Source organism: Burkholderia contaminans, assembly GCF_029633825.1.
Lineage (GTDB): Bacteria > Pseudomonadota > Gammaproteobacteria > Burkholderiales > Burkholderiaceae > Burkholderia > Burkholderia contaminans.
Genome location: NZ_CP090646.1, coordinates 52,415 through 76,682, shown reverse-complemented (window position 1 = coordinate 76,682; position 24,268 = coordinate 52,415). Strand labels below are relative to the sequence as shown.

Annotated in this window: 29 protein-coding genes; all 29 read right to left on the bottom strand. The window is 58.1% G+C overall.

All coding sequences use genetic code 11. From position 1 onward, the window contains the following. Nucleotides 1-444 precede the first annotated feature (444 nt). Entirely contained in the window at nucleotides 445-990 is a 546-nt protein-coding gene (locus LXE91_RS43640) for a phospholipase D family nuclease (RefSeq protein ID WP_175035022.1), read from the bottom strand. A gap of 15 nt (nucleotides 991-1,005) precedes the next feature. After that, a complete protein-coding gene (locus LXE91_RS43635) occupies nucleotides 1,006-1,470 on the bottom strand; it encodes a hypothetical protein (RefSeq protein WP_039341501.1) in 465 nt (154 codons plus the stop codon). Nucleotides 1,471-1,573: 103 nt separating this feature from the next. Continuing rightward, nucleotides 1,574-1,696, bottom strand: a complete 123-nt coding sequence (locus tag LXE91_RS43630) for a hypothetical protein (protein ID WP_256103105.1) — start codon at nucleotides 1,694-1,696, stop codon at nucleotides 1,574-1,576. Nucleotides 1,697-1,747: 51 nt separating this feature from the next. Next, nucleotides 1,748-2,161, bottom strand: a complete 414-nt coding sequence (locus LXE91_RS43625) for a DUF6573 family protein (protein ID WP_069586059.1) — start codon at nucleotides 2,159-2,161, stop codon at nucleotides 1,748-1,750. Nucleotides 2,162-2,549: 388 nt separating this feature from the next. Continuing rightward, nucleotides 2,550-2,912 carry a hypothetical protein gene (locus tag LXE91_RS43615; RefSeq protein ID WP_069586060.1) on the bottom strand — a complete coding sequence of 121 codons (363 nt, stop codon included), beginning with the start codon at nucleotides 2,910-2,912 and terminating at the stop codon, nucleotides 2,550-2,552. A gap of 70 nt (nucleotides 2,913-2,982) precedes the next feature. Further along, nucleotides 2,983-3,207: a hypothetical protein gene (locus LXE91_RS43610; protein ID WP_039341503.1), complete on the bottom strand. Its 225-nt coding sequence runs from the start codon at nucleotides 3,205-3,207 to the stop codon at nucleotides 2,983-2,985. 44 nt (nucleotides 3,208-3,251) lie between these two features. Then, nucleotides 3,252-3,926 (bottom strand): hypothetical protein, encoded by a 675-nt coding sequence (locus LXE91_RS43605; RefSeq protein WP_076841591.1) that lies wholly within the window; start codon nucleotides 3,924-3,926, stop codon nucleotides 3,252-3,254. 71 nt (nucleotides 3,927-3,997) lie between these two features. Next, a complete protein-coding gene (locus LXE91_RS43600; protein WP_039341506.1) occupies nucleotides 3,998-4,207 on the bottom strand; it encodes a hypothetical protein in 210 nt (69 codons plus the stop codon). Next, the gene (locus tag LXE91_RS43595) at nucleotides 4,179-4,532 is read right to left on the bottom strand and encodes a hypothetical protein (protein WP_157644981.1); all 354 of its coding nucleotides are present in this window, start codon (nucleotides 4,530-4,532) and stop codon (nucleotides 4,179-4,181) included. Before LXE91_RS43595 ends, LXE91_RS43600 begins: the two co-directional genes overlap by 29 nt. Before the next feature lie 48 nt (nucleotides 4,533-4,580). Then, nucleotides 4,581-4,823, bottom strand: coding sequence for a hypothetical protein (locus LXE91_RS43590; protein ID WP_039341511.1), 243 nt, complete (start codon nucleotides 4,821-4,823; stop codon nucleotides 4,581-4,583). Between the two features lie 12 nt (nucleotides 4,824-4,835). Continuing rightward, entirely contained in the window at nucleotides 4,836-5,186 is a 351-nt protein-coding gene (locus LXE91_RS43585; RefSeq protein WP_039341512.1) for a type II toxin-antitoxin system ChpB family toxin, read from the bottom strand. Beyond that, complete coding sequence (locus LXE91_RS43580; protein ID WP_076841588.1) at nucleotides 5,180-5,431, bottom strand: AbrB/MazE/SpoVT family DNA-binding domain-containing protein; 252 nt, start codon at nucleotides 5,429-5,431, stop codon at nucleotides 5,180-5,182. Before LXE91_RS43580 ends, LXE91_RS43585 begins: the two co-directional genes overlap by 7 nt. A 206-nt stretch (nucleotides 5,432-5,637) precedes the next feature. Further along, nucleotides 5,638-7,119, bottom strand: coding sequence for a KfrB domain-containing protein (locus LXE91_RS43575; RefSeq protein WP_069586063.1), 1,482 nt, complete (start codon nucleotides 7,117-7,119; stop codon nucleotides 5,638-5,640). Between the two features lie 32 nt (nucleotides 7,120-7,151). Then, nucleotides 7,152-7,292 carry a hypothetical protein gene (locus LXE91_RS43570; RefSeq protein ID WP_157644980.1) on the bottom strand — a complete coding sequence of 47 codons (141 nt, stop codon included), beginning with the start codon at nucleotides 7,290-7,292 and terminating at the stop codon, nucleotides 7,152-7,154. Between the two features lie 3 nt (nucleotides 7,293-7,295). Next, entirely contained in the window at nucleotides 7,296-8,411 is a 1,116-nt protein-coding gene (gene virB11 / locus LXE91_RS43565; protein ID WP_069586064.1) for a P-type DNA transfer ATPase VirB11, read from the bottom strand. Then, a complete protein-coding gene (locus tag LXE91_RS43560; RefSeq protein ID WP_069586065.1) occupies nucleotides 8,408-9,691 on the bottom strand; it encodes a TrbI/VirB10 family protein in 1,284 nt (427 codons plus the stop codon). The genes virB11 and LXE91_RS43560 overlap by 4 nt, the downstream gene beginning before the upstream one ends. Then, nucleotides 9,691-10,605 (bottom strand): TrbG/VirB9 family P-type conjugative transfer protein, encoded by a 915-nt coding sequence (locus LXE91_RS43555; protein ID WP_046196911.1) that lies wholly within the window; start codon nucleotides 10,603-10,605, stop codon nucleotides 9,691-9,693. The genes LXE91_RS43560 and LXE91_RS43555 overlap by 1 nt, the downstream gene beginning before the upstream one ends. After that, complete coding sequence (locus LXE91_RS43550) at nucleotides 10,602-11,420, bottom strand: VirB8 family type IV secretion system protein (protein ID WP_039341516.1); 819 nt, start codon at nucleotides 11,418-11,420, stop codon at nucleotides 10,602-10,604. Before LXE91_RS43550 ends, LXE91_RS43555 begins: the two co-directional genes overlap by 4 nt. A gap of 186 nt (nucleotides 11,421-11,606) precedes the next feature. After that, nucleotides 11,607-12,599 (bottom strand): TrbL/VirB6 family protein, encoded by a 993-nt coding sequence (locus LXE91_RS43545; RefSeq protein ID WP_039341519.1) that lies wholly within the window; start codon nucleotides 12,597-12,599, stop codon nucleotides 11,607-11,609. A 12-nt stretch (nucleotides 12,600-12,611) separates the two neighbouring features. Then, nucleotides 12,612-12,932: a hypothetical protein gene (locus LXE91_RS43540; RefSeq protein WP_141715655.1), complete on the bottom strand. Its 321-nt coding sequence runs from the start codon at nucleotides 12,930-12,932 to the stop codon at nucleotides 12,612-12,614. A gap of 23 nt (nucleotides 12,933-12,955) precedes the next feature. Beyond that, nucleotides 12,956-13,651: a TrbJ/VirB5 family protein gene (locus LXE91_RS43535; protein WP_039341525.1), complete on the bottom strand. Its 696-nt coding sequence runs from the start codon at nucleotides 13,649-13,651 to the stop codon at nucleotides 12,956-12,958. Nucleotides 13,652-13,656: 5 nt separating this feature from the next. Next, nucleotides 13,657-16,206 carry a VirB4 family type IV secretion/conjugal transfer ATPase gene (locus LXE91_RS43530; protein WP_039341527.1) on the bottom strand — a complete coding sequence of 850 codons (2,550 nt, stop codon included), beginning with the start codon at nucleotides 16,204-16,206 and terminating at the stop codon, nucleotides 13,657-13,659. Further along, the gene (locus tag LXE91_RS43525; RefSeq protein ID WP_039341530.1) at nucleotides 16,190-16,525 is read right to left on the bottom strand and encodes a VirB3 family type IV secretion system protein; all 336 of its coding nucleotides are present in this window, start codon (nucleotides 16,523-16,525) and stop codon (nucleotides 16,190-16,192) included. Before LXE91_RS43525 ends, LXE91_RS43530 begins: the two co-directional genes overlap by 17 nt. Nucleotides 16,526-16,530: 5 nt before the next feature. Further along, on the bottom strand, nucleotides 16,531-16,917 hold the full coding sequence (locus LXE91_RS43520; RefSeq protein WP_039341532.1) for a hypothetical protein: 387 nt from the start codon (nucleotides 16,915-16,917) through the stop codon (nucleotides 16,531-16,533). A gap of 447 nt (nucleotides 16,918-17,364) precedes the next feature. Then, nucleotides 17,365-18,087: a transglycosylase SLT domain-containing protein gene (locus LXE91_RS43515; RefSeq protein ID WP_083268471.1), complete on the bottom strand. Its 723-nt coding sequence runs from the start codon at nucleotides 18,085-18,087 to the stop codon at nucleotides 17,365-17,367. Beyond that, entirely contained in the window at nucleotides 18,056-18,778 is a 723-nt protein-coding gene (locus LXE91_RS43510) for a hypothetical protein (protein WP_046196909.1), read from the bottom strand. The genes LXE91_RS43515 and LXE91_RS43510 overlap by 32 nt, the downstream gene beginning before the upstream one ends. Before the next feature lie 239 nt (nucleotides 18,779-19,017). Beyond that, the gene (gene mobF / locus LXE91_RS43505; protein ID WP_069586067.1) at nucleotides 19,018-22,272 is read right to left on the bottom strand and encodes a MobF family relaxase; all 3,255 of its coding nucleotides are present in this window, start codon (nucleotides 22,270-22,272) and stop codon (nucleotides 19,018-19,020) included. Then, the gene (locus LXE91_RS43500; RefSeq protein ID WP_070162878.1) at nucleotides 22,272-23,906 is read right to left on the bottom strand and encodes a type IV secretion system DNA-binding domain-containing protein; all 1,635 of its coding nucleotides are present in this window, start codon (nucleotides 23,904-23,906) and stop codon (nucleotides 22,272-22,274) included. The genes mobF and LXE91_RS43500 overlap by 1 nt, the downstream gene beginning before the upstream one ends. Then, nucleotides 23,903-24,241, bottom strand: coding sequence for a hypothetical protein (locus LXE91_RS43495; RefSeq protein WP_039341539.1), 339 nt, complete (start codon nucleotides 24,239-24,241; stop codon nucleotides 23,903-23,905). The genes LXE91_RS43500 and LXE91_RS43495 overlap by 4 nt, the downstream gene beginning before the upstream one ends. Nucleotides 24,242-24,268: the final 27 nt, after the last annotated feature.

Sequence of the window (24,268 nt, the reverse complement as noted above, 5' to 3'; positions counted from 1 at the left end):
TAGTGAACCAGTTGAGCGTCGACAACGGCCGAGCCAAGTAGGTCGCTCATCTTGTCCCGATCCGGGGCAGTTCCAGAGGTGACGCGAAATGTTGCGCCAGCACTACCCACCCCCGGAAAAAGGTGGCTCGGAAGATCCGGGTTCGATGCCGGTTCAACTCCAGTGATCGTGATTTCAAGCCTCATTCCATATCCTCGCGCATAGATAGACATTATGATATACCGTGTAATTCTATTTGTCTATCTCACAAAATGTCATTCCGGTTCCGCCTGAATTCTCGCGGGTTGTACACACTCCGCTTCCAGCGATCCGAGTCTGTCGGCATTCTAGTCCTTCTCTCGCGTCGCTCAGCCCGCGTAACGAGATACGTGATACCGCCCCCGATGGAAGCGGCAATTGCGATCAGTTTCAGAATCTCCGCGACATAAGCAGCGCTCACCGGCATCAGTACCTTCCGTTGAGATCCGTGCTTTCCTGCCACAGCCGACGCCATTCGGCATCGTACTGAGCGGCGATGGGCTGGACGTTGCGCAGGAACAGGGCGTTCTCGGCGTTCTTGTAAGAAGCCGACGACGAGAAGTTAAAGCTGCCGGTTTCGACGTGGCTACCGTCGATCACCATAAACTTGTTGTGCTGGTCTTGATATCGATCGTTGAGCCGTACTGGGACGCCTTGATTCGCCAGATACCATACTGCCGAATACTGCCGCGAGTTCTGCGCCTTGTCCGCCACAACCGCGACCCTCACCCCGCGCCGTTGCGCTGCGACCAACGCCGTCGCGATCGGCTTGCTGGTGAAGGAGTAAGCAGCAACGAGAATCGACGTCTTCGCCTGCTCGATCCCTCGAACAATCATCGGCAACGCCGTACCGGCCGGCGAGAATCCTACCTCGTAGCCCGCACCAGTCGGCATCGGATCGGCCGCGGCGACAGCCGACGCAAGCGCAGCCGCAACGCAGAATACGAGCCCTACCCCTCGAACGCATTTCATCATTGATTCCCTCTATCAGTTTCGAATATGAGTTCGCACGCAGCGAGCCACATCCGTCGACGTCAATTCATCCAGCACCCGCCCGGATCTTGCGTCTATTAGTTGCCAAGCCCCACTGGTGCGTCGCCGCGCTCTCGCACCGGGATAACGCACCTCCAGAATCAGGCCGATCCGCCTCTCGCGCTGCCGCTCGACCATGCCCTTTGCATGTAGCGCCAGAAGCATGACCGCGATCAGCACCAGGCTAACTGCACCGACCGCTCCCGCGCAGTACCACATAGCCACGCTGACACCCCACGTCCAGCGTGCGGCCCATTGCGCAAGCCACACTGCACCGGTGAACGCAAGTACAACCATAAGCAGCGGATACGAGAGTCCCAGCATCGATGTTGAGCGCCCGGCCCATCGATGAAGCGCAAACGCGACGATGAAGCAAACGACGAGCTGAAGGGGCGTGGTAGATAGGACAATCATCAGCATATGGTCTTCACGCTTGCGGCTAGTCTGGCGACAGGATCAGACAACGTGTTAACGGCAAGGCCGGTGGGAGCTGAAACCAGCCCATTCCGCGACCACCAGAGCTTCACCGCTCGCCCTCCGCCACAAACGGATGCTGAACGACCACAGTGGTCGCCCGGCGATCGCGCGGCACGGCGAACGGAAAAGCCAAGACAGATGCAGAGACAAGCAGGAAAATTTCGAGCATTTTGGGTTCCTCGCGAGCGCCTGCGGCCGTCGTGGCCGCAAGCGTGGGTGATCATTCACTTGCCAGATAGATGGTGAGCGCGGGCTGGCCTTCGTCATCGGCCTCGACTTCTGCGCGCAGCGAGACGGGCGTGGCCTCGCTCTGCCCGGTGGCGACCCTCAGCACCGCGAAGTCCGCGCTACGCGCCTTGCTCGTCTTCGAGCGAATTGCGCCCAGGGCAGCAAAGAGAACGTCCCATACGACGTCCGAAGTACCGGCCTCGGCCCACTCAACGCACTCTTCCCATGCTGAGCTGGTCATGGCAACGGGAACGCGAAACCGGCACTCGTTGGCAAACTCTTGCGGAACCGGGACGATCTCGCGCTCTGCGATTGCGACTGCCCGGCTGTAGCGTGCGCTCCGCGCAATGCCTGCCGGGATATCAACCGAATCGGCGTCGCTGACCGCCCGAAAAGTGTTTTTCATCTCTGCTCCTGTTGTTCGTCATTTATGGGTCTATTATATTTTTTGTAATTCGTTATGTCTATCCTTTTAGCGATTGATTGATCTAATCGCGTCGCGCCAATGATAGACATATCGACATACCCGACGAAGCCGAAGCAGCGGCTTATATTTCAGACATCCTCAATTTCAAAGTGGGTGGCGGCATACATCGCGTTGCACGACCACACTTTAACTCCATCTCGCTCGAATATCGCGATTCCATTAGCTACCCGCAATATCGCGGTCGGCCATACCAAGCTATGACCATTCATTCCGGCGGCTATAGCGTTTCGCTCTCGGCACTTCGCCATGTACCTGCCGTCAGGCAATCCGCTTTCGCCCGTCGTGGCTTTCTTTCCCATCACCATCCTCACGTATGCTGTCGCAAGCGCAACAGCTCGTTCAAACGTGCTTGCGCTGCTCTTCTGTCGACACCGGTAGGGAAATTCGTATCGGGATCTGCCGCGGCATCACGCAAGCACGCGATAACCTCATTGGCGACCAGCGGCCGGTCTTGTAAACGACATTGCATACCAAGCGAAGCGATAAGCGCACGATCCTCGGTCGGCATCGAGAGAATGGACGGCCAGACGAGCTGAACGCGCTCGATGGCCCGTTTGCCGTCCTCACGCCCCGCTGTACGCCCAACCCATGTTGCCACCGGCAGTAGAGTCGCAAAGACCGCGACGCCGGCCACAGCGATGAACAGATTCCGTTTCATTACTTGGTTCATTTTTCCCGATCACCAGCCATCGCGAGTGTTCCGATTTCTAGTGCCGGCCGCGCCGGCGAATTTTCCGTGGTCAGGTGCTCGACGCGCTTGCCGAACTTGATTTCGCGTCGATATCGGTGCGCAGCGCGATGATCGCCTCGAAATACCGACATAGGTTGTAGATAAAAAACCAACCGTTGAGTGCAGCGAAGGAAACGATCATCAAGAAGCCAGTGCCAATATCGAGCTTGCTCGACACGAGCGAACAAAACACGAGAACTGCAAAGCTGAACGCAGCGCTATATTTCAAATTCATTTTAATCTCCGCACTTTCCAATGCCGCGCGTGGCGGCGAATTTCCTATGCAATCTTTCGACGTATCGCAGCCTTCAACTCGGCCGGGCCTTGCTTGCCCGCTTGAAGTCCGCGCTCGGCCAAATACAGATCGAGTTCCAGCTTTCGCACCTTCTCGGCCAACTCGGCGTTTTCTCGCGCGAGCCGGTCGCCACGTCGAGTTTCCTCTTGCAACCGCTTTTCGTACTGCTCATCTGACCGTGACAACGATCGCCGCCGTGCTATCGAGAACAGGACGCCACGCTCCGCATCGACGTCGGCCTTGTGTTGAAACGCGTGCCAGTCGCTGAACGCTGAACCCGGCGACGGCCATCCGTTTCCTGTTGGGCGCAGCACGTCGAGCACGCTGCGCCCTTGTGCGTATAACAGTCCCCAACGCTCCGGCAGGTCGCACACTTCAATTACACCAGGCGGGCACAGGTAGAAGCGATACACCCCCAATCCGCCTGCCATCCGATGCGGCTTGCGTGCGTCAGCGAGAAAATCCGACCGTGACGCCTTGGCTTCGATTACCGCCGAACAATTCGTGCGAAAACCGATCACGTCGGCCTGCTCTCTCGTACCACCCGTGACAAGTTCGCTAGCGACGACCGAGAATCCTTGTCGCTTCAGCCACTTCTCGCCAAGCGTCACCAGTTGCTTGTGAACGTCGCCAGCCATCTCGCAATTTTCCGGGTTCATGGGGTGTTAGCTAATTCGCGATTAACGCGCACAAGTCGGTCATCCATGCTGGCCACGCCAGCGAATTTTCCCTACCGTGGGTAACGGCCAGTCAAGGCGACAAAGCCAAGGCGCTTCAACAGCGGCCAGCACGCCACGCAATACGCAGACAGGCCAAGGCAAAGCGGGATCAAGGAGCCGATGATGGCCGACGCGATCAGGCCAATGAGCGCGAGCGCTGCCCCGAGGATGAATGCCCGGAGACTCTTTTCGTCAACCGTGCGATTGAGGTTCTTGAACATGGTGCAATTTTCCGGGGTTTAGGCGGGCAACTTCGACGGCACCGCTGACATACCGTAGATCGTTTTGCCGATCGTGAAGTGATGCCCGTCGCGCGCGAGAACAGCGCTCGGGTACAACAGCGCCCGGCCCGAAGTGGACGCCGTGCAGGCCGGCAAGGAGTTCAGCCAACTCAGTACCAGGAATAGCGTCAACGCGCATCTGCTGCCCGAGAAGACGGAGCAACGTCGCATGCAGATACAGGTCGTGCGAGTTGATATCAAGGCCGTCTTGCGGAATGCTGATGCCGAGGTACGTCAGAATTTCGTGAGGTGTGAGCTTCATCATTTGCAGTGAGTTTTCCTATTCGTTGAACCCGAGCGACAACCCGTCGTCTCACTGAAACGATTCGTGGAGCCGAGCCCGAGCGGCGATTTCGTCGGCGGTAAGCTGTCGCACGTCCTGCCCGTTGATCTGCCACTGGGTTCCATCGGAGAGGCGCGCGGTAAGCACGCCTTCACGCCCCAACACAGCGAAACCACGAGTCGCCTCAACGACTTCGGCGGCACTCGGATTGACCGTTCGGATCGCGGCGTCGGCCTCTTCGATCCACTGCCTGTTTGGCTGCAAGAAATTCATTCGCTTATTCCGTTATTCCAAAATGGTTTGCAGGCGAGCGAGCGCATCTTCGACAACTTCGACCGGTGCGCGCTCAACCTTGCGGGCACCCCGCGCTTCAAGATCGAGCGTGCGAACCATGTTCACAAGCGCCACGCCCTGCGTTTCAGTTCCCGCACCCGAGAGAGGCACGGCGAATCCGGCATATCGCGCGAATTCGCCTCCCTGCGTGATCGGTGCAACGAGCGCCACGCCGAGCGCGTTGAACGCAGCAGGCGAGAGAACGAGCGCGGGCCGGAAATCCCCTTGTTGCTCCTTCCCTATCGTGGGATTCAGGCTGACGCGCACGATATCGCCACGCTCGAATTTGACGCGCCTCACCATGCTTCATGCCCCACTGGCTTTGCTTCGACCCAGGCAGCAAGGTCAGCGGGTTGCGGAGCATTCTGGTCGCACTGCGCGACCAGTTCATCCAGCGAATACTTACGGCGAGCAGGCGTCAGCAACACGCCATCGGGCCGCACATCGGCGTTCAGCGAACTGCCTGCCGATGCGCCGATCTGCTCCAGCAATACAGCGGGCAGCCGGACTGCCGCGCTGTTACCCCATTTCTGAATTTTTAGTTCCATATCTCGCTCCGAATGTATATCCATTGTAGATACCAACCACGAAAATGGCAAGCGGCTTGTATCTACATTGATTCTACACGCGGCTTGCCTCACGGCCCCATAAATGGCTACCCGGTTTAACGGCATTCCGCGCCGAAACTCAATAAAAAAAAGCGCGCGGCACTGTTGTGTCGCGCGCAAGGCACAAAGGCCGGCAGAGAATTCGATCAGCGAGACATGCCACGCTTCTTCGTGGCGGCCGGCGGCTTCGGCCGCTGATGGTCGCGCTGCGGCTGGGCCGCGTAGAGCGGCTGAAGCGTGTGCGCCTTCGTCAAAAGATCGCGAGCTTGCTGGGTCCGGGCCTCGACGCTCGTTCGAATGTGCGAAGGAACTTGAAACCCGCGACGTTCCTTTTCCACGTCCTTCTTCTGGTCGCCATTGCCATGCTGTTGCTTGTCGCCGGACTCGGCTTGGGTCTTGCCGGTCAGAGTCTTTGCTTGGTCGGCTCGCTCAGCCACCTCAACCATCGTCGCGATCCGCTCCTTCATCGCCGGCGACGCAGTTTTCTCGAACAGGTCGGGCGAAACGCGCTTCAACTCGCCTGCATACTCCTGATGAACATTCACCTTCGCAGCGATCGCATCGATCTGCGCCCCGGCCGCCGCACCACGCGCTCCAGCCTCCGAACTGGCAGACAGCTTGTCGACAACACGCGGATCGTGAGCGAACAACACTTGAAGGTCTTTCGCTACTTCAGCTCGCGCGCGGTTCGCTTCCATGCTCTCGACGGGCCGCGTGTGATGCGGCGGCTGCGGCGCAACGTATGCGGCGGTTGCCTCGACCGGGATCTGCGGAATGCCGGCGGCGTACGTCACTGCGAGATGCGAGCCGATCTCCGGCAGCTTGTGCTTCGCGATCTCGAACATCGAGTGCTTGAACAGCTCTTCACCGACGAGGTGATAGACGCTCTCTTTGTCCTTGTGCAGCACCTGGCCGTCATAGGTTCGATCGGCCTGACGATTCGCCTCGATGGCTTTAGTCAGGTCGTATCGACCATTCGGGAGCCCGTTGCTATCCGACGTCTCGACAGCCTTCAGATACCCCTCTCCATCGGGCGCTTCAACACGCCTGACACCATCGGCCACCGATACATATTGGGCTTGCATTTTTTCCTCCACCGCGGCTTCTGCTCCCCGGATCGCCAACTTCTCCGCACTCGCCGTCCCCTTGAACTGGTTTGCAACGTCTGCTTCCCCGGCCGAAGGTAACGCCCGGTGCTCGCGGACGTTCTGTCGATTTGCCATGTCTGCGTCCGATGCCGAGTCAAGCCCGGATCGGACCGCGTCTCGCCGGTACTGCTCAACCATCGCAAATGCCTGCTCCTTCGTAACGATGTGGATGCTGCTGCCGTTAGCGTCGAGATACTTGTCCGACTCGCGCTTTTCGACAAGCGCATTTCCTTGCGTGTCGACGGCGTAGATACGAATCTGAGACTCGATGTCCGCCCCTCTTTCTCCGTTCACCAGGCCGCGATATTGCTCAGGAACGGTGTTGGCAACCCGATCCGAATCGGTGAAGATCGACGGCCACTCATGAATAGCGCCGCTAGGGAGATCCGACACCGAAGTGCCCGACCACTTCGCTACCTGATTCGAGAGTTCGTTGTATTGAATTTCTTCGAACGATACATAATTATCTTCATGTTCCACATTCTTCTCCAGACGATTGGACGGCCTTGCCTTCAGTGCAGCTCGGAGTTATCAATGGTGTCGCGAATATCGAAATCGTGATCGCCGCGCCCTCCCCATCCGTCGAACTCATCGAATTCGTGTTCGTTGTCCGGGTCGGGTGGTTCGGTAGGCGGCGTTGTGTGTGCTTCCATTCGTCAATCCAGCAGTGACAGTCGATATATCGGATCGTAGTAGATGGCGGGTACGTGTCGCCCCTTCGTGCGATCGAACGTGAGTTGCACGACGACGTTAACAGTCTGTCTGAGCAACATCAAGATATCTTTCAGGTCAATTCCGCCGCCCGTCGTAGATTGCTTGATGAGCATCGCGAGGCGGAAAAATGCATCCTTCGGCGAATTAGCGTGGGTCGTTGTCATCCCTCCGGGATGCCCCGACGCGAGCACACCGGACAAGTAGAACATGGCTTCGTCGCCACGCAACTCAGCCATAAATACACGATCCGGCGTCTTGCGCATCGCGCTATGAAGAACGTCCTTCGCCGTCGCCCCTTCCAGTTGCTCGCCGTTGGTATCACTCTTCCGATACAGCAATCGGTTGTGGTTCGGGTGGTTCGGCAACGGCATTTCGGGCGTGTCCTCAACCGTGATCAGCCTCTCGTATGTCGGAACGAACTCGACACATGAGCGTAAGTACGAAGTCTTGCCGCTACCTGTAGCTCCTGACACGACGATGTTCTGCTTTGACTCGACAGCAAGTTTCATGAAGGTTGACCAGTTTCCGGTCTTCGCCATCTCCCAAAGCGCACGTTCCTCATCGAGCAAGCCAGCCTCAATCCGCTTCCGTTGATCATCCGGGATCGTCAACGCGAACTCATGACGCGTATGGGCGTAGTAGCCCATCTCAACGAGATGGTCGTGCGGGAACGATCGCACCGAGTGCTTTCGCACGTTGAGATAGTGCTGCTTCTCTGGACAGGTCGGCGGGTGAGTCATTTCGATTCGCTCACCCGTCACCGGCATATGCCCCGACAAAGACGTGTTGAAGCGGTCGAATGGCTTCTTCGTGAAGTTCGCCAGATTGCGGCCCAGCGTCGCGAGATAAGCAAAATCCAGATCACGCACTTCGACATAAGACCAGTGGCCTGACTTCCACAACCAAGCCCCGCCGGGCTCATCAATTGCGATTTCTTGCACGTCGTCATCGACCATGAACGGATCGAGCAACCGCAGTCGATGCTTCAGTGCGCCCAGTTCCTCCGGATCAAATCCATCCAGACGAGCCGCGACGTGTTCCTGCTCCGTGAAGTTCATTGTTGTGCCGATTCCAGATGGTATGCGCTGGAAAAATCGAGATCCCGCGCGACGGTGATCGAGATCTCGTCGCCTTGGTTCTTGCTGAAAGTGGCCGTCACATCACGTCCCTGCTGCAAGATTTCCGCGGCAGCGGTCTGCCCGCTATTGAGCGTGTTTTGCGGAAGAACGATGTTTGTGCTTCCACTGGATTTGCTCGTCAACGCCTGCATACCACCTTGAATCAAGTCTTGCATGGACGAGAAAAGGAACGCACCACAGAAGCGCTCGCAATAGTGGTTGTCGATGCTTCCAGTGATGCCCGCCGCGCCGAGCGTATCAGTGCCGGGCGAATTGACTTGAATCGCGACATGCAACGGCGTCACGATTCTTCCCCACAGCACCGGCGCACGAGCCTTCCCGCGCTCCGGCCCCTTGGATATTTCGCCGTCGACAGTACTTCCACGATCGATCAGGACTACGCGACTATCCATGCCATAGACGGGTCGCGATACCGTGCAACTCACGAAGCCCAGCGTTTCGCTATTGATGGCGGTATCGAGCGTGCAGGAGATGGGCGTTCCCTTCTTAACCGTGAAGGTCGGATTCGGGATCAGCGTGGCCGTAACTTTCGGCGTCGACGTCGGAATCAGCCGCGCTGAAAAGTCACCGCTTTGCGCCGAACCTCCGTTGCCGCCCATGCCGGGCATTGGGAACGCCGGCGTAACGCCGGGCATTCCGCCCGGCTGCTGAGGTTGAGCCGAAACCGGCATGATTCCCGAATCGCCACGTCCGGGCATCGCTCCCATGTCGCTCCCGAGCTTGCGATCGAGGACGATCTTCTGATCCGCCTCTCGCTTCGCCTTCTCTGCTGCCTGCGCCTGCATACGCTGCTGTTCGAGCTGGGCATTCGCTTGCGCCATATCTGCCGAGCCAGCGGAGCTGCCACCGCCGGTCGGTGCGCCCATCATCCCCGGCGGTAGCGGAGGTTGGCCGCCAGCAGCCGGCATGCCGGGAACCGCCGCGGCGGTCGCGCCGGTCGGGACAGACAAGGTTGGCGATTTCGGGGGAGCTTGATCGGCCTTCTGCTCCTGCTGCTGAAGGGCAGTCGGAACCGGGCCGCCGTGTGCCGGTAAATACCAGAATTTGTAGCCCAGCCCGCCCAAAATGACGCCGACTGCTGCAAAGGCCGTCAGCCCCCCGATCAGCTTCTGACCGGGGGTAGCACCTGCTACTACCTGCTCTTTCAGCTCGATGCGATCCTGGTCGGCCGCTTCAACGGTTTTGTCTCTGAGTCGCATTATCTGGCCTCCTCGCCGGCCTTCGCTTCTTCACCGGCGGGGTTCAAAACTCGTTGAACGTCCGGAGAAATCGTATAGGTGTTTGTGTTTGCACCGCTCGGGTTGAACTGGCCGTCGATCAAGCATCCTGCAAGACGGCCGCGCCGGATGATCAGCTTGCGTACGACCGTATGGACAACGAGCATGTCGCCTTCCATATGCGACGCAACACGCGATTCGACACCATCAACGCCCTTCTCGTAGACCTGCGGAAGCGCGATCGTGCTGGGAAACAGGATGAAGGTCAGTTCGCCATTGTTGTACGCGGCAGTCGGAAGCAATTCATCAGGGCCGATGTAGCCATAGTCCGCATCGAGCCGCCCTTCTCGCTTCGCACGCTCGAACGCCGATTCGAATCGTGCCTTCGCCTTCACTGCTTTTACCTTGGGATCGCTCGCGGCAACCGCCTGACGTTCCGCAAGTGGATAGTCGATGTTGAGCTGCCAAGTCGTCGGCAAGTGCGCCTTCTTCGCGCTCGCGCGCTTCTTCTTGCTGGATTCGTCGGGCTGCTGAGCCAGCTCGAAGCTGTCGGCCGACATGGCCACCGAGAACCAGTATTCGTGCCGGTTCGTGATGACAAGCAGGTTGGTGTCGCCGTCAACCGCCTTCGGCACGAAAGCAATCTGGTTTCCGGAGTATTTCACCGTCCATGCCGATTTATCGCCCATGCCGTAGTCGATGACGGTCTCGCCTTCGCCAAAGCGAATGCGCGTCATCATCCCAACCTTGCCTTGGACGGCGATCACATCGCTTGTGAACGGCACTACCTGCAAGTGCTTGTCCTGCGGGCTCGATTCCGGGACGGTCAGCGCGTGCGCTGCTTCGCACGCGAACATCGCTATCAGCGCAGCGATGCGTAGCGTACGGATCTTCATTTGCTGCCCCCGTTAACGATCTGAGCGGGCTGCGGATACTGCTGCACAGGCGGTTGGGGCATATAGGGCTGCGGTGGCGACGAGGGCGCTTGCATCACGCCGGCAGGCGTGAGCGTTCGCGACGGGCCGTCAGTGTCGGCGTGGTAGTTCGTCACTTCGAAGCCGAACGCATTCAGCGTGTAGTCGTCAAGGTCTGTCGGGACATTCGCCTTTCCATACTTGAACGTCACCGTCGAAACCATGCGTTGACTCGTCGGCGGCAGTTGCCCGACCTGCGTAATCAAGTCGTACCGAACCTGAGCTACGTGAACACCAGGCTCACTCGTCGGCAAGAATGAGTACGAGAAGTTTTGGAGCAGCTTCACGTCGGCCTGACCGAAGACGTTAAGCGGCGATGTTTTGTTGAGATCCGGCTTGTAGTACGCATCCCACTGACCGCGTAGACTTTGCGACGACATAAGCCATACCGTCTTGTAGTTTGCGTCGGCCTCTGCGCGAGAGAACCCCTCTCTCGCCTTCACGAACCTGCCGAGATCTGAAACAGCACGTTGATTGAAGTCAGGGCTGCCGGGGGACACCACAACCATGCTGTCGCGCTCGATCTTGTAGTCGCCAGTCCCTCGATCGACAACGATCGCCGTTGCGATGATGTGCTGAAGCTGCAACAGCGGTGAAACGGATAGCGCTGACAGAAGCGCAACGCTCCACCCGCTGATTGCCGCCCACTTGAATTGCTTTATCCGGCGATCCTTCGTCTGCTCGTTGTGCTCTTCGAACGATACGTTCTCGGCATAGACTTGCTTAGGCGTTCTCATGCCAGATGATCCTCGCAGGTAAGCGCTGCGCGCGAAACGGGCAGGTGATTGACGGCCCGCGGCGTGCCCTTGCACTCAGGGGGCGGGGGCTCAGTCGTGCCGCATGCGGACAAAGCGAGGGTTAGCGCCGCGAGAGCGGCGACCGTGATTTGTTTCATGTTCTCTGCTCCTTGCTATTTTTTTGCTTTAGGCTTTTTTTCCGCCCGCCATTGCTGCCGTTCGAACCGCTTGCATTAGCATCAACCCGCCACTGCCAACGCTACCGCCTTGTCCACCGGTCATGCTTGCGACGATCGTGGGAAGCTGGATCTCGATGAAGAACAGCGGGATGCAAATGAATACGAGCTGGAACGCGATGCTCAGAATGTTCAGCGACGCTTGCGCGTAGCTCGGATCAGGTGGCAACACAGCTTGCTTCAGCAACCCTGCGATCTTCTCCGCCAAACTCGCGTCGGCCCCGGCGGGCGCGAGTCCCCCCACTGCGGTAGCCAGCTTCGTCATGTAGTTGTCGGTGATCTGAACGAACATGACGATAAACAGCGACGATACGACAATGAGGAACACGAAGTACAGAATCGTATTCATCCACGACCAGAACCACTGTTGCGTCTGCTTCCACATCAGCCAAACCACAAAGAACGGGCCAACCGCGAGTGCGAACGCGAGGCCGAACTTCGCATAGAGCATGTTGTAGGCGGCCGCAACCAACAACAGAATCGATGCGATCGCAACGAGTACGAGTGCGACCAACATCACTACTCCACCACCGACGTTCAGGTTCTGGAAGTTGTCGACCATTGCGACGGCAATGCCGTTGCATAGCCCTTCCATCTTGTCATCGAGCGAGTCGAGAACTTGGCTCGGGTTCCCGCTGGTGCCAATGGCATGAGAAAGATCAGTGGGGAGCTGAAACAGCGGGCCAGATATCCACGATGAGTAGTAGTTTCCGGCCGCGTAGAGGATCAGCACACACACGAAGCCTTTCCAGAACCAGTCCTGCACCGGAGATTCGATCTTGCCCTGCATCAGCAGCAGCGACCACACCAGCGCGGAGATGCCGAACATCACCCAGCCCACCGGCAGAATGTAGTTCGACATGCCGGCCGCTGCGGTTGTAAACACGTTGTGCAGAACGCTGTCGACGCTCTGAAAAAAATCCGAGAAAGTGGCGGATGCCATGGCGTACGTTCCTTACTTCAGGCGAACACGCAGGCCGACGAACCCCGCGGGATTCGCGCGGATGAGCTTGTCGGCTTCGGCGCTGGCGGCGGTATATGCCTCGCAGTTGACGCCCTTGCTACCACCCGCGATCTCGCCTTTGCAAGCCTTGTTCAGCGCGAGCCACGGAGCGGTATCGGTGCCGTCGTAGTAGGTATGTGCCGCCTTGATCGGATCAGCAACCGGCTTCGCTTCGGACGCTTTCTGGTTGTCCGCGTCGGCCTTGTGCTGACCACACGCCCCGAGCATGGTAAGCAGAGCCGCGATTGCGATCGTGTAAAAGGGTGCCCTCATGATTTTTCTCTGTTAAAACTGGTTTAGAAGCGGATGCCCGTGCCGCCGGACAGCATCTTTCCCGTGGAAGCCGACGCGTTGAGTCGGTCCATCTTGTCCTGCGCGTCCTGCATCACCTTGAACATCGCCAGCTTTTGCGATTCGGCAGACTGCTTGACTTGCTCCAGCGCGATACGAGCCTGAAGGTCTTGGAGCGATTTCGGGTCGGGTGCCGACTGGATGCTCGACAGGAACTGCTGCAAGTTGTCGATGTTCTGCGCGGCAGCTTCGTACCCCTGTGAGCCGACGTACTGAGACAGCGATGCCTGTTTCCAGCGCTTATTGCAGTCCGCTTGCATCGCCGCATTGCTGTAGCCCGACTGACAGCTCACGATCGCGTTCTGTTGTTGAATGTCCCCGAGCGTGCCGCTGAGACCGGCCAACGTCCCATTGATGCTGCCGCTCCGCAACGCGTTCAGAAGTGCTTGCTGGTCAGGCGTGAGGAACTGCGTGAGCAGCTTGTTCTTCAGCAGGTTGGAAATATCGCGCAAACCGTTCAGTGACTCGAATTGCGCCTTGATTTGGTCGTACTGCGCTTTGAGCTGGGCGACCTGTTGAGCGGCCTGGACGAGCTGCTGAGCCATGTTGATGGCCGCCATGTTGTCGTAAGTGGGTACGCCCTGCGCGTGCGCGCCGATCGTGAACGTTGCAGCAACAGCGATGAGGATCTTCCGCAGCATGATGATTAGCTCCTTGTCTTAAAGAATTTCGGCAACCAGACGTTCGGGTCATCCCCGTTGTTCTCGATCAAATCACGCACCAGCATGACGTTCTCGATACTTGCTGACAGCACGGCGTTCATGTCATCCATGCCAGAAAGATCGTTGCGAACCACTACGGACTCCTTGCCTTGCTTCAGCAAAAATTGGCCGGGCTCTTCCAGCATGTCAGTAGTAACGAACTTGAATTCGCGCGCCGTCAGCTTCATGCCGTCGATGTAATCGGCCCGATCCGCTTTGTCGTTCGGCAGATAGATCTGCGTCGGGAACTGTTGCAGCAGCGTCCCCTTGATTGGCGAAGTGGTCAGATCTGTCGGATCTTGCGTATCGAGCCCGATCAGCCCGAGTTGCTTTCGTACCGTTTTCGCCTTGTTCTCGATCATCGATTGCATGTACGGATCTTTCAGGGCCTTCCACGCCTCAGTAATATCGAGAACGAACGGGCTACCGTCGATAGCCGATTCGATCTTATGGTTGATGAGAAGCTGGATCGGCGTGCGCGCATATGCGTTGTCAAGGAACGACGTCATGTCGAACCCGAAGTCATTCGCGCCAGTCAAATCGAATCGATCGTATGCGTTGTCGAGAACCCAGCCATACGGACTGTCGTTGCCTACCCACCGGCGCAGTGCAGCCTTTAGACCAGTAACCACCCCGCCCGCAGTACGTACCGCATCAATCGGACCAGGAAGCGTGTCCATGATCCGCGAGAGTCGACGGGTAGTCGGCAGGTCATACACGTCACCGATCACCTTGAGCAACGTTTCCTCGTCCGAACCGGATCGCGTGTAGGTCGGATCGCTCTCTGCGCACCACATCAGCAGAGTCATGATGAAGGAGCGGTTCTGCGGTGTATCAGGCAGGCCAAACGGATTGAGCCCGCTCGGCTTGCTGTCCTCGAACCGAAAATACTTTCCGCCCATGGCACAGACAAGGATCTCTTCGCCGTAGTCCTTGTCCCATGCGAACGTCTTGATCGGGCGCATCCCCGCGCCTTTGCGACGCTTGCGCAGCAGCGCGCGGAGGAATAGCTTAGTCAGCGTCTTGCCACTGCCGGACGGGCCGATGATGGTGTAATTGCCCAGCTCTTTGCGGTGTTCCCTGACCGAACGCCCTTCCAGCTCTGCCTTTTCCTCTTCCTCTTCGGTGATCTGCTTCTCGTCCTCGTCATCGACGTATTCGAGTTGCACCCCCTGATCTTTCATGCTCTTCCGGGAGACGTGGTAGTTGAAGAAGTACGGCGCGCCGCTCGTCGTCTTCAGGACGGTGATCGGCATGCCCCACTGACTCCCATCTGCGCGCCCCGTCATGAAGTTGTGCATCGGGAAGAAGGCAGCGAAGTTGTCGGTGCTGATCGGCATCGCGTCGAGCCGATCCAACAGGAAGTTGCCCGGCAGCATGCTGAAATACTGTGAAATCAGTTTGCCGCGACGCTTACGGATCGCGATCATGCTCTTCTCTTCGAGCGCGGCAACGGCCATGCCGATGGCCTCGTTGACCTCCTTGATGGAGTCGCCGTAGACCGTCAGAATGAATTCGTGCTGGCCCATGCCAAATTTGCCAGCCGCAAGATTGCTTCGCGCGTCACGCAACTGCTTCAACTGGACGGCGTTGGCCGATTCATCGGTGCTGCTGAAGTTGTTGATCTGCTTTTCGAGAAACTTGTCAGCCTCGTTGAAAGGCATGAACGTGAGCGACTGGCTCAGAATGAACTCACAGGGCAAGCGCAGCAGCGGATGAAAGATCCGAGCGTTCGCCATTTCTGCGCCGTACGGGGCCTTGAGGCCAATGATGCCGGCGTAGCGCGAGCGCGTCGGCCCCATGATCTCGATGACTTCGGTGCCGAAATTGAGATCGTTTCGCTGGATTCCGTATCGAACCGAGAAGGTGTCGAGCGGCACCGGCGACCACTCCCCATTCAGGATCATTCCGTAGAACGACTGAAGGTCGGACACCGCCGGCTTGTCATCGAACTCGCGCACGCCAAGAACGGTCGGTTGGAACCGGCGCATGCTTCGAACCAGTTGCGCAGTGATGCGTTCCATTTGCTCAAGCGCGACTGCCGCAACAGCCTGGCCGCCCTTCTTGTCGAGCTTCGCGCCAATACGCTCGGCACGCCCCGGCGCAGGACGATATACGGGCGAGAGGAACAGATCGTTCACATAGTACGTTTGCTTGCCGACACGCTCAGCGTATTGCGAGCCCAGCATCTCGGAGAACGAGTTGTCGTACTCAATGCCCGAAATGTCGTACTGCAATTGTCGTCGCACCAGATGAGACCACAGCGCAACGCGCGCGTTGTTCGCGCCCAGCGTATTGATGGTCGAGAACCATTGCCGTGTGTAGCCGTCCAGTTCCTCCTTGCTCATCGTTTCGAACGGAATGCCGCGGAACTGGATGGTCGACGTTACGTCACGCTCGATCGTCGTACACGTCGTTGCGTTGAGCTGGCTTCGATACGGTATGTACTTGGTCGCGGGCGTTTCGTTGGTGATCAGGTCAGAAGAGACCGTCATAGTCGTTCGTCCTTGCTTTCGGCGGTTCTGCGCAGAAGGTCACAACCTTTTTCCCCTGCAGCCCTTTGTTTGCCACAAAGAGCCACCAGTGATAGACGTCGGCCTTCAAGGTGGATAGCCAGTGGTAGTCGCCGGCCGTCTTGACAACGAAATAGAAATGAATCGGTACGAGGGTGAAGACCCAAAAACCGACGAGGCGAAACAAGGCCAAGCCGATCAGCATTTCGAGCAGGAAGATGGAGAGAGGAACGTAGAGCATCATGGCGGGGCGTTGCCCCGCCCGGATGACGACACTCTCAATCAAGTTGTCGTCTTCCATGATGCTTAGACGCCGCTGATGCTGCTCGACCCGGCCGTCGCCGTTTTGACCCACTGGACGATACCGACGATGCCGAAAGCAGCACCGGTGCCGATGAGGGAGTTGACGAACGCTTGCTTGGGATCACGGGCACCGAGGAAGTTGCCCATTTTCCAGTTGATCGCGGTGGTGACGCCTGCGATGCCGCCGGCGACGCCCACCACGCCATAGATGGTGTTGAAGACGCTCTCGCCCGCAGAGCGAAGGGATTGGGCGGTCGCCGGATCGGTCAGCGCGAGAAACGTGTAACCGCCGACGATGGCAACGCTATAGATTCGACCGACGCGCTCGGCCGTGATACGTGCGCGAATGGCGCTCAGCTTGCTAAGCGCCCCCTTCTTCTGTTTGGTCATGTTGTATCCGTATTTGGAATGGGATATCTATTTCTTCAAACCGACAGTGAAAGACGGATTCCAGTGTCCCCACCAGCTTGTCCAAGCTCTTCCACGTACGCGGTTCGGCCCTGTTGTGAAACTTCGTCACCTTGTGTTCTTGCGATATCGCGCCCCCCAAGAAAACGCCGACCTCCCAGAGTCCGGCGGAGTTTTGCCTAAGTTTGATGTGAGCTATGTCGCCCGCCAGCGCCGCAATGTCTTGAAGTCTCATGGGGTTCCCTGTGGTGGTCTGTGCGAAGTGATAAACCCTGCATTACACCACACCGAAAACCCCCATTTCGAGAGACTAAATATAGGCATATTGTACACTGTTTATGTATTTTTAGTGTCCTGAACTACAGAAAAAAGTGATTCCAAGCATTAGGCGCGTCTTCGTTGGCCCTCCCTCCCCGCTGGGTGAGATATTTAGGGAACGACCGATGCGCGCAAAACGACCGGCGCACCCCCGGTCTCGATCGACTGAGGTGCTCCGGCTTGCGCGACGTCGGCCACGGCGACACTGGCGGATTTAGCTTGCGCGAGGACGTCGCGCCGCTCACCAAAGAGCGACGTCGACGGGGCGGCAAACATATCGGGGCTGCTACCGTCTTGCTCGGGTGCTGTCCGAGCAGATTCCGCCGCCACTGCGGGCAGCGAAGACACGACGGAAGGTGATGGCGTTGCGGGGGCGACTCCGATACGAACGAGAATCGCCTTCGCATAGCCGTTGCTGACGGGGTTGTGCACGCTCCCCGAGTTGAAGCCGCGAAGCGCGGCGAAAACCGCGCTATCTGACCTATACCCAGCTTGCACCGCTTGCGTGTAGAACCCGCGAAAGATTTCGCTACCAGTACGCAGGTTCGTGCACGGATCGAACGCCTCTTGCCACGTCATCTTTAAACGGACGACGTTTGAGATATGCACCTGTGACAGCCCTACAGAAAATCCTATGCCTTGTCGTCTCAGGTTAACGGCAGTTTTCACCGCTTCTTCATAGCTGCGAGGCTGGGCTTTTAGAACCGCTTTGCCATCGAGGCCGATGGCAAACGGATTGAAGTTCGACTCCTGCCGAACAAGCGAGGTGAACAGCCGGGCATCGACGCCGGCCGCACACGTCTCAATGATTGGTGCCGAATCGAAAGTAGGCATTTCCGTTGCTCGCACCGTTGTTCGCGTAGGGGTCTTTCTTGTAGATGATCGATTGGCTCAGGTTGCCAGTGCCGTTCCCGCCCAAGTTGAAAAAGAACGTGTTGTTGTATGTGCTGCTGGTAAGCCGCATCGAGTAGCTGGTAACGCCGTTCGGCGGAATCACGTACTCGTAGTGGTAGCTTTGGACGACCGAGCCGTAGTCGTTGTAAATGTTGTAGGTGTGGCAGGCCGATCCGCTTACGGTCGGCGTGAACGCATTGCGGCCAGTGGTTTCGCAGGACTGAACCGGGCGCAAACAAACGCCCGTGTAGTTGCTCCCGTAGATCATGCCCATCATGCTGTTGCTCATCGTCTCCGGCGTGAACCCAGCCGGGCAATCGACGTGCGCCTGGTTGCCATATGAAACTTGCGTGCCGAACGGATCTTTGAAGATGCACAGCGGCCACGGCCTGAACTTCTTGATGAAGTTGTCGATGAGCCAGTTGACGGGCGACCCGCACTTGGGCTCAGCCGTCACGCCAGCGGGATTCGCGAAGCAGAGGATCAGGGCGCAGGGAAAGTCGGACTCTTGGATATCCCCGTTGAAGTTGGGGATGAAGCTACCCGGCAGCACGGACTGTTGTGCGGACGCACTGCCGTACACGCCGAAAGCAAGTGCGGCGGTTACAAACAGTTTCACGAAAAGACGCATTCTAGACCCCTAAAAGTATACAAATAGTGAACTATAGTGATATTTACAGTATTCCGTACGGTATGGCAAGGCACGCCAACGTAATAAAACGTAACGTCGGACAAAACGTGGTTGGTTAACGACGGGAGAAGGCCCGTCCTGTAGGACAGGCGAAAGAAAACAAGCGGAACTGTTCCATCACAGTTCCGCTTGTGTTACCTACAAGATCATTTTTTGTTTCCGCCTGCGAGGCGGCTAGATCAGCGTGAACGCCCGCGACGCGCGGCTCGCTGCTGGGTGGTGCGGGTTGCACTGCCACGAATGTCTCGGGACAGCGCTTGCCGCGCTGACCGGGCGTCCTTCTCGGATCGGCGGATAGCCGATATGGCCCTTAAAACCTCATCCTCGCGCCGGTTATCGCGCAATTCGAGTGCTGCGTACTTCTTGGGCTCACGGCTCATCGTTTCAGCCAGCTTCGATCGATCGTTGGTATAGATCGCGATATCGTGGCGAGCGCGGGAGATGGCGACATAGAAAACGGCCCGGTTCGCGGTGAGGCTTTTCGTGTCCGCATCCATCAATACGCTGTTCGTCGTCAGTCCCTGAGCGCTATGGACGGTTTGCGCATAGCCATGCTGAGCGTGAATCGCGTTCTCGCGCGGCAGACGCGCGCCGTTCTCGAGAACAACCGCATCCGCCTCCACGGCCGCAACTTGATGCCGCTCGCCGTTGTAGACGCCCTGCTTGTTGTCGTTTCGGGTCATTCTGAGCCAATCGCCGCGGACGATCTCGATTTCTGTTGGCTGATACGTCGACAGTCCTTCAAGTTTCGACGCATTGACCACCAGCTCACCCGTGTCCTTGCCGACCAGGCGTAGCGTGTTCGCATTCGCGTCGATCGACACAACCTTGAAGTGCTCACCGCGCTTCAGTCCGTGCGATCCGTCCCGCTCTGCGAGCACAATGAGCCCCGGCACATAGCTGGATGCATGACGATGCTCTGCCCGCGTCATGTCAAACGACTCCAGCGCGCGCACCAGCTCGCCCTTTGGCAGCTCCAGATTCTCGCGAACAAGCTTGTTGATCTCTCGTCGGGCTTCATTCGTGCCAACGACGATCAGTGTGTTATTGCGCTCTTCAAGGGGCTTGGATGCGTACGCGTCCGCGATAGCCTTGTGACGCTCTGGAGCCTCCTTAACCTGATGTACGTTCTCTTTGAGCGTAAAAACGGAACCGCCGATGTTGTCGTTCGCGGCCTTCTCGACAGCGGCTTTCAGGGTTGCGTTCTTCTGACGCTGGATCTCGGTGATATGTGCGAGCTGCATCCCTGCGTCCTGAAGTTGCTCGAAGGGCTTGCCCGCCTCGACCGCCTGTGTTTGCTTACGATCACCGAGTAGCACCAGGCGCGCACCATGCTGCTCAATGCGCTTCATCAGTGCTTCCATCTGGTGTGCGGGCACCACGCTTGCCTCGTCAAGAAAGACGATCGTGTTCGGCCCCAGCAGCCCCGGCTCTGGCTTCTTCGCCAAGAACGATGCGAGGGTCTGAGAGTCCATCCCCAGCTCCTTCAATGCCTTGTTCTGCGAACCGTATGGCGCGAGCCCGATGACGCGATAACCGCTTTCAGACGCCCTCTTTGCAGTCTCCGCCTTGATGCCCTCGACCGACTTGCTCAGCATGTGGCTTTTCCCCACACCGGCATAACCTTGCACACCGACAATACGGTTCGTCGTGGTCAACACAAGTTTCGCAGCGTCACGTTGCCCCGCATTCAGGTCACTCTGCGCGAGCATCGTATCGACCTCTTCGGCCGTCTTGATCGGCTGCACCGTATCGCGGCCAAGCCGCTCCATCCAGAGGATGCGCAGCTCGCGGCTTCGCATGTCGGGAGTCGTGTAGCGCTCTTCGGTCTGCACAAGGCGACCGCTTGCGATCGCGTTGTCGACTGTTTTTTCCGCGCGATCGGCGCTATAACCCTCAACGTTGACGAGCATCGACACCCACGACGCGCGCGTGAGCTTGTGGATGTCGTTGTCGTGCCGAAACTTGTCGAACTGCGGATCGTCTGATTTTGCCTGCTCGTCACGCGAGAAAGACTTTGCAGTTTGGTACAACGGCAGTTCGGGCAACAATCGCCCGTCCACCTTGGCTCGATCTAGCTCACGGTCGATCTCGGCCGTTCCACCCAGCGCCTTCATGTACGCGCGCTCAAGCAGCTCGCCATGCGTGAAAATGCCCTGCCGCTCGGTTAAATGCTCGATCGCAAAGTCCAGAGCCTCGCGGGCGCGGCGCTGCTTATCGGGCAACGGTGGATCTCCACCTGTCGGGCCGGCGGCCTGCTGCGGAGAATGCGCTGGGAATGATTCTGCATCGACACGCTCGGGCTGCTGCGGCCGCTCCCGTGAGTCGCGCGGGTCGGTCGCATCTCTGTTGAAATCGCCCGACGTCGGCCGAGTGCTTGGCGATTGCGGTGTCACCTCGGGACGCCGCGGCTCTGCGCCACCGCGCCCGGATGAGCCACCACCAGCACCAGGATCGCGCGGGCCAGCGCCGTCCGATGCTCCGTGCCCGGCCTCGCGGCCGGGGGGCGTCGGGGTTCTTGCAGGCGCGGCCTGATGTTCGGGCGCGGCTTCTGGAATCTTGATGCCTGCGGTAGCAAGGGCATCACGCCACTCTTGACGCAACACCGCGCGATCGCCCTCGTCTTTGCGCTTGCGCGTGTTCTTCGTGATGGTCTGCTTCATGCCGCCGCTGGCGGTATCTCTCGTCAGTCCTTGGGCGTCGAGGTGCTTCTCGATCGTGCGGCTGCGCTGACTGAACATTTCGATCGCAGCATCCGGAACCGACGCCATCTCGAAGCCGTGCCGCGTCGCCCGAATGTCGTAGCCCATGTCCTGCAATCTCTCCGCGAGTCGCGCGCGGTAGTACGCTCCAGTCACCTTGACGCTCTTCAGCATTTCCTCGTTGGAAAGCGCCGTCCAACGCTTGTCTTCGCGCTGCGTGAGATTCATGACGACCGCATGGGTGTGCAACTGCGGATCTTGGTCTCTCGATAGATCGTGCTGAAACTTCGCGACGACGAAATTGTTGGTGTGCTCGCGAAAAGACAGCTTCTTGACCTTCTTGCGTGCGACGACCTTGCTCTCAAGCATTTTCAAGGCATCAGCCACGGCCGCATCGTGCGCAGCAATCACACGCCGATCGCCACTGACCAAAGCAACGATACTGACACTCTTCGGCGCGCTGAACGTGAAGTCAATGCCGAGCCGGGCATTGGCTTTCTTGCCGTCCTTGTTCGTCTTCGGCGCGGGCTTTCGAACCACGGTGCCATCCGGCAATTTGCCATCAAGCAGATTCTTGAAGGTCTCTTTGTCGACACCGCCTTGCAGCCCCAGCGCTTCCGCGCCTTCGCCATCCCATTCGCCGCGATGACCTTCCTTCGCATAGTAGTCGTCGGTCTCTTCGTAGTACTTTCCGGCCTGCCGCGAGTCCTTCACAAACGAGAACGTCAGCATCACTCGTCTCGCGCAAAGTTGAGCGTCGACACCGAGTCGAAGTCGGGGGCGGTCGTCCACACGTTCTTGGCCATGACGATCGGCTCAATGACTTTCGGCCGATCCTTGTACTGCAAGGTAACGCGAGCAATAGGGTGCCTGCCAGAGAGCTTCACGTAACCAGTCAGGTCGGGCAGGTTATGGATCTGCGACGGCATAACCAGCGGCTCGCGCTCTTTGTCGTACGTGGTGGTCGGATTCTTGCCCCCGGTCTCACGCTTCCGAATCACCTCATGCTCCCCGAGACCCTTGGAGATCTCGCCGGCCGTATAGGTGTCCATATCCGCAATACCGAAGCTCAACGTGTTACGGAAGCTGTTGCGCAAGGTCAGGGCGGCCTGCTTGCCGTTCGTGTCGTCAAGCTGCGCGTAGGATTGGAAGCCAGCCGCGATGTACAGCTTGTGCTTTCGGCCCTTGGTGCCAGCCTGGACGACGTAGTTCAACTTCTCAAGCGAATCCAGCTCGTCGGCAACCAGATGCGTAGCAGGGCGCTTGCGATTGGCGGGCGCGGACAGAGCCGCAGCGCAGAGCACGTCGAACTGGCACGAAATAAGCGGCTTCAGGGCGGACAATTGATCTTCCCGCCACGTAATCCAGACGTTACCCGCTCCGTTGTCCAGCCAATCACGGAAGGAGAATTCCTTCTGAGCAGTCTCGATCGCCGCGAGAAACTTGTGTGGGGTGATGTACCGGGTAAGCACCGTCCGCACACTGCCGAGGGTTTCTTCTGCACCGTGGAACATGCCGGCGGCGGCGGTGTCAGCCAGCATCTCTTGAAGCTGCTCGTTCGGGGCCATCGTCAGCCAGTACACCAGATGGTCTGTCGTCCCGCGGTTGAGCCTCCACAACTTCAGCATCACCTCTGCGGTGATGGTTCGCGCCATCGCATTCCAGACTTCCTGTTCGGTCGAAGGACTTTTCGGAATAACACTCACTGCAAAAAGCTCGACGTCAAACGGGACACGGATTTCGTTGTAGATACCCCATGACCGCGATCGCTCATCAAATGGATTGATGATAATGTCGCCGGGCTGATAAAACTTCTCCATGAACGCGCCGTTCGGATCGACGCAAACAATTCTCTCAGGCTTTGCCCACGGTCGATACCAACGCGGCTTACCTCTCGCCAATGCCGACTCGATGTACTCGGCAATTGCCTGAGATTTACCCGAACCCGTAGAACCGGTGAAACTGTAATGTTGGCTCTCGATTTTAATCGGCACCGGAATCCCACCCAAAATTAACTGAGGGCGAAACCAGTTTCTTGTCAAATCCCGTAGTTGCGCCGGACTCGCCATTGTCGCACCGCGCAAAAATATCGCAAAATCGGCCCCTTCAAAACCACTTCTAAAGTAGACGGCTAGTACAGCGAATACGATCATCCCATATATAAATGCCAAAGTTGTCGGCACCCATAATAGGGGAGTGTGGGGCGTCGAGAGCGCTGCATAATACAGCGCTCTCGCGAGTTGATCGTGGGGCAGGGTATATAACCGCTGCGCGGCCCAAAACCATGCACCCACCGAACCCAGCAGCACCAGCAGAAACATCAACCCCTTGTGGCGGTCGTCATACCGTCGCGATCCAGCGCTCATACATCATCTCCAGCTTTCAAAAAGGTTTCGACCGCCTTCGGGTCGATGTAGCGCTCGATCAACAAGCGCTGATCCTTCCCGACGGACATGTGAAGCATGGTGAAGATAGCGGCAAGCAAACGCAGTTCTAAATCCCGCGAGTCGTCTTTCTCTGCCGGTCGGCCAGCGCCGGCAGGCAGCCCTTTCGTCATGGTTGCGAGCATCGACAGCGTCATGTCGGTGTTCGTCCGAAGCTCAGCAAGCACACCTTCTCCTGGATTGAGCCGACCAAAGTAGACCCGCTTGATGTGCGGCCCCAGCTCCGTCTCGCCAGCGATCTCCATCTGCCGACGCATGAACGCCTCTTCCTCACTGCTCAAACT

Bases quoted from the DNA above. Each gene is read 5' to 3' on its own strand.
- LXE91_RS43640 (WP_175035022.1), bottom strand. From the start codon at position 990: ATGAAATGCGTTCGAGGGGTAGGGCTCGTATTCTGCGTTGCGGCTGCG.
- LXE91_RS43635 (WP_039341501.1), bottom strand. From the start codon at position 1,470: ATGCTGATGATTGTCCTATCTACCACGCCCCTTCAGCTCGTCGTTTGC.
- LXE91_RS43630 (WP_256103105.1), bottom strand. From the start codon at position 1,696: ATGCTCGAAATTTTCCTGCTTGTCTCTGCATCTGTCTTGGCTTTTCCG.
- LXE91_RS43625 (WP_069586059.1), bottom strand. From the start codon at position 2,161: ATGAAAAACACTTTTCGGGCGGTCAGCGACGCCGATTCGGTTGATATC.
- LXE91_RS43615 (WP_069586060.1), bottom strand. From the start codon at position 2,912: ATGAACCAAGTAATGAAACGGAATCTGTTCATCGCTGTGGCCGGCGTC.
- LXE91_RS43610 (WP_039341503.1), bottom strand. From the start codon at position 3,207: ATGAATTTGAAATATAGCGCTGCGTTCAGCTTTGCAGTTCTCGTGTTT.
- LXE91_RS43605 (WP_076841591.1), bottom strand. From the start codon at position 3,926: ATGAACCCGGAAAATTGCGAGATGGCTGGCGACGTTCACAAGCAACTG.
- LXE91_RS43600 (WP_039341506.1), bottom strand. From the start codon at position 4,207: ATGTTCAAGAACCTCAATCGCACGGTTGACGAAAAGAGTCTCCGGGCA.
- LXE91_RS43595 (WP_157644981.1), bottom strand. From the start codon at position 4,532: ATGATGAAGCTCACACCTCACGAAATTCTGACGTACCTCGGCATCAGC.
- LXE91_RS43590 (WP_039341511.1), bottom strand. From the start codon at position 4,823: ATGAATTTCTTGCAGCCAAACAGGCAGTGGATCGAAGAGGCCGACGCC.
- LXE91_RS43585 (WP_039341512.1), bottom strand. From the start codon at position 5,186: ATGGTGAGGCGCGTCAAATTCGAGCGTGGCGATATCGTGCGCGTCAGC.
- LXE91_RS43580 (WP_076841588.1), bottom strand. From the start codon at position 5,431: ATGGAACTAAAAATTCAGAAATGGGGTAACAGCGCGGCAGTCCGGCTG.
- LXE91_RS43570 (WP_157644980.1), bottom strand. From the start codon at position 7,292: ATGGAAGCACACACAACGCCGCCTACCGAACCACCCGACCCGGACAAC.
- virB11 (WP_069586064.1), bottom strand. From the start codon at position 8,411: ATGAACTTCACGGAGCAGGAACACGTCGCGGCTCGTCTGGATGGATTT.
- LXE91_RS43560 (WP_069586065.1), bottom strand. From the start codon at position 9,691: ATGCGACTCAGAGACAAAACCGTTGAAGCGGCCGACCAGGATCGCATC.
- LXE91_RS43555 (WP_046196911.1), bottom strand. From the start codon at position 10,605: ATGAAGATCCGTACGCTACGCATCGCTGCGCTGATAGCGATGTTCGCG.
- LXE91_RS43550 (WP_039341516.1), bottom strand. From the start codon at position 11,420: ATGAGAACGCCTAAGCAAGTCTATGCCGAGAACGTATCGTTCGAAGAG.
- LXE91_RS43545 (WP_039341519.1), bottom strand. From the start codon at position 12,599: ATGGCATCCGCCACTTTCTCGGATTTTTTTCAGAGCGTCGACAGCGTT.
- LXE91_RS43540 (WP_141715655.1), bottom strand. From the start codon at position 12,932: ATGAGGGCACCCTTTTACACGATCGCAATCGCGGCTCTGCTTACCATG.
- LXE91_RS43535 (WP_039341525.1), bottom strand. From the start codon at position 13,651: ATGCTGCGGAAGATCCTCATCGCTGTTGCTGCAACGTTCACGATCGGC.
- LXE91_RS43530 (WP_039341527.1), bottom strand. From the start codon at position 16,206: ATGACGGTCTCTTCTGACCTGATCACCAACGAAACGCCCGCGACCAAG.
- LXE91_RS43525 (WP_039341530.1), bottom strand. From the start codon at position 16,525: ATGGAAGACGACAACTTGATTGAGAGTGTCGTCATCCGGGCGGGGCAA.
- LXE91_RS43520 (WP_039341532.1), bottom strand. From the start codon at position 16,917: ATGACCAAACAGAAGAAGGGGGCGCTTAGCAAGCTGAGCGCCATTCGC.
- LXE91_RS43515 (WP_083268471.1), bottom strand. From the start codon at position 18,087: ATGCCTACTTTCGATTCGGCACCAATCATTGAGACGTGTGCGGCCGGC.
- LXE91_RS43510 (WP_046196909.1), bottom strand. From the start codon at position 18,778: ATGCGTCTTTTCGTGAAACTGTTTGTAACCGCCGCACTTGCTTTCGGC.
- mobF (WP_069586067.1), bottom strand. From the start codon at position 22,272: ATGCTGACGTTCTCGTTTGTGAAGGACTCGCGGCAGGCCGGAAAGTAC.
- LXE91_RS43500 (WP_070162878.1), bottom strand. From the start codon at position 23,906: ATGAGCGCTGGATCGCGACGGTATGACGACCGCCACAAGGGGTTGATG.
- LXE91_RS43495 (WP_039341539.1), bottom strand. From the start codon at position 24,241: ATGCGTCGGCAGATGGAGATCGCTGGCGAGACGGAGCTGGGGCCGCAC.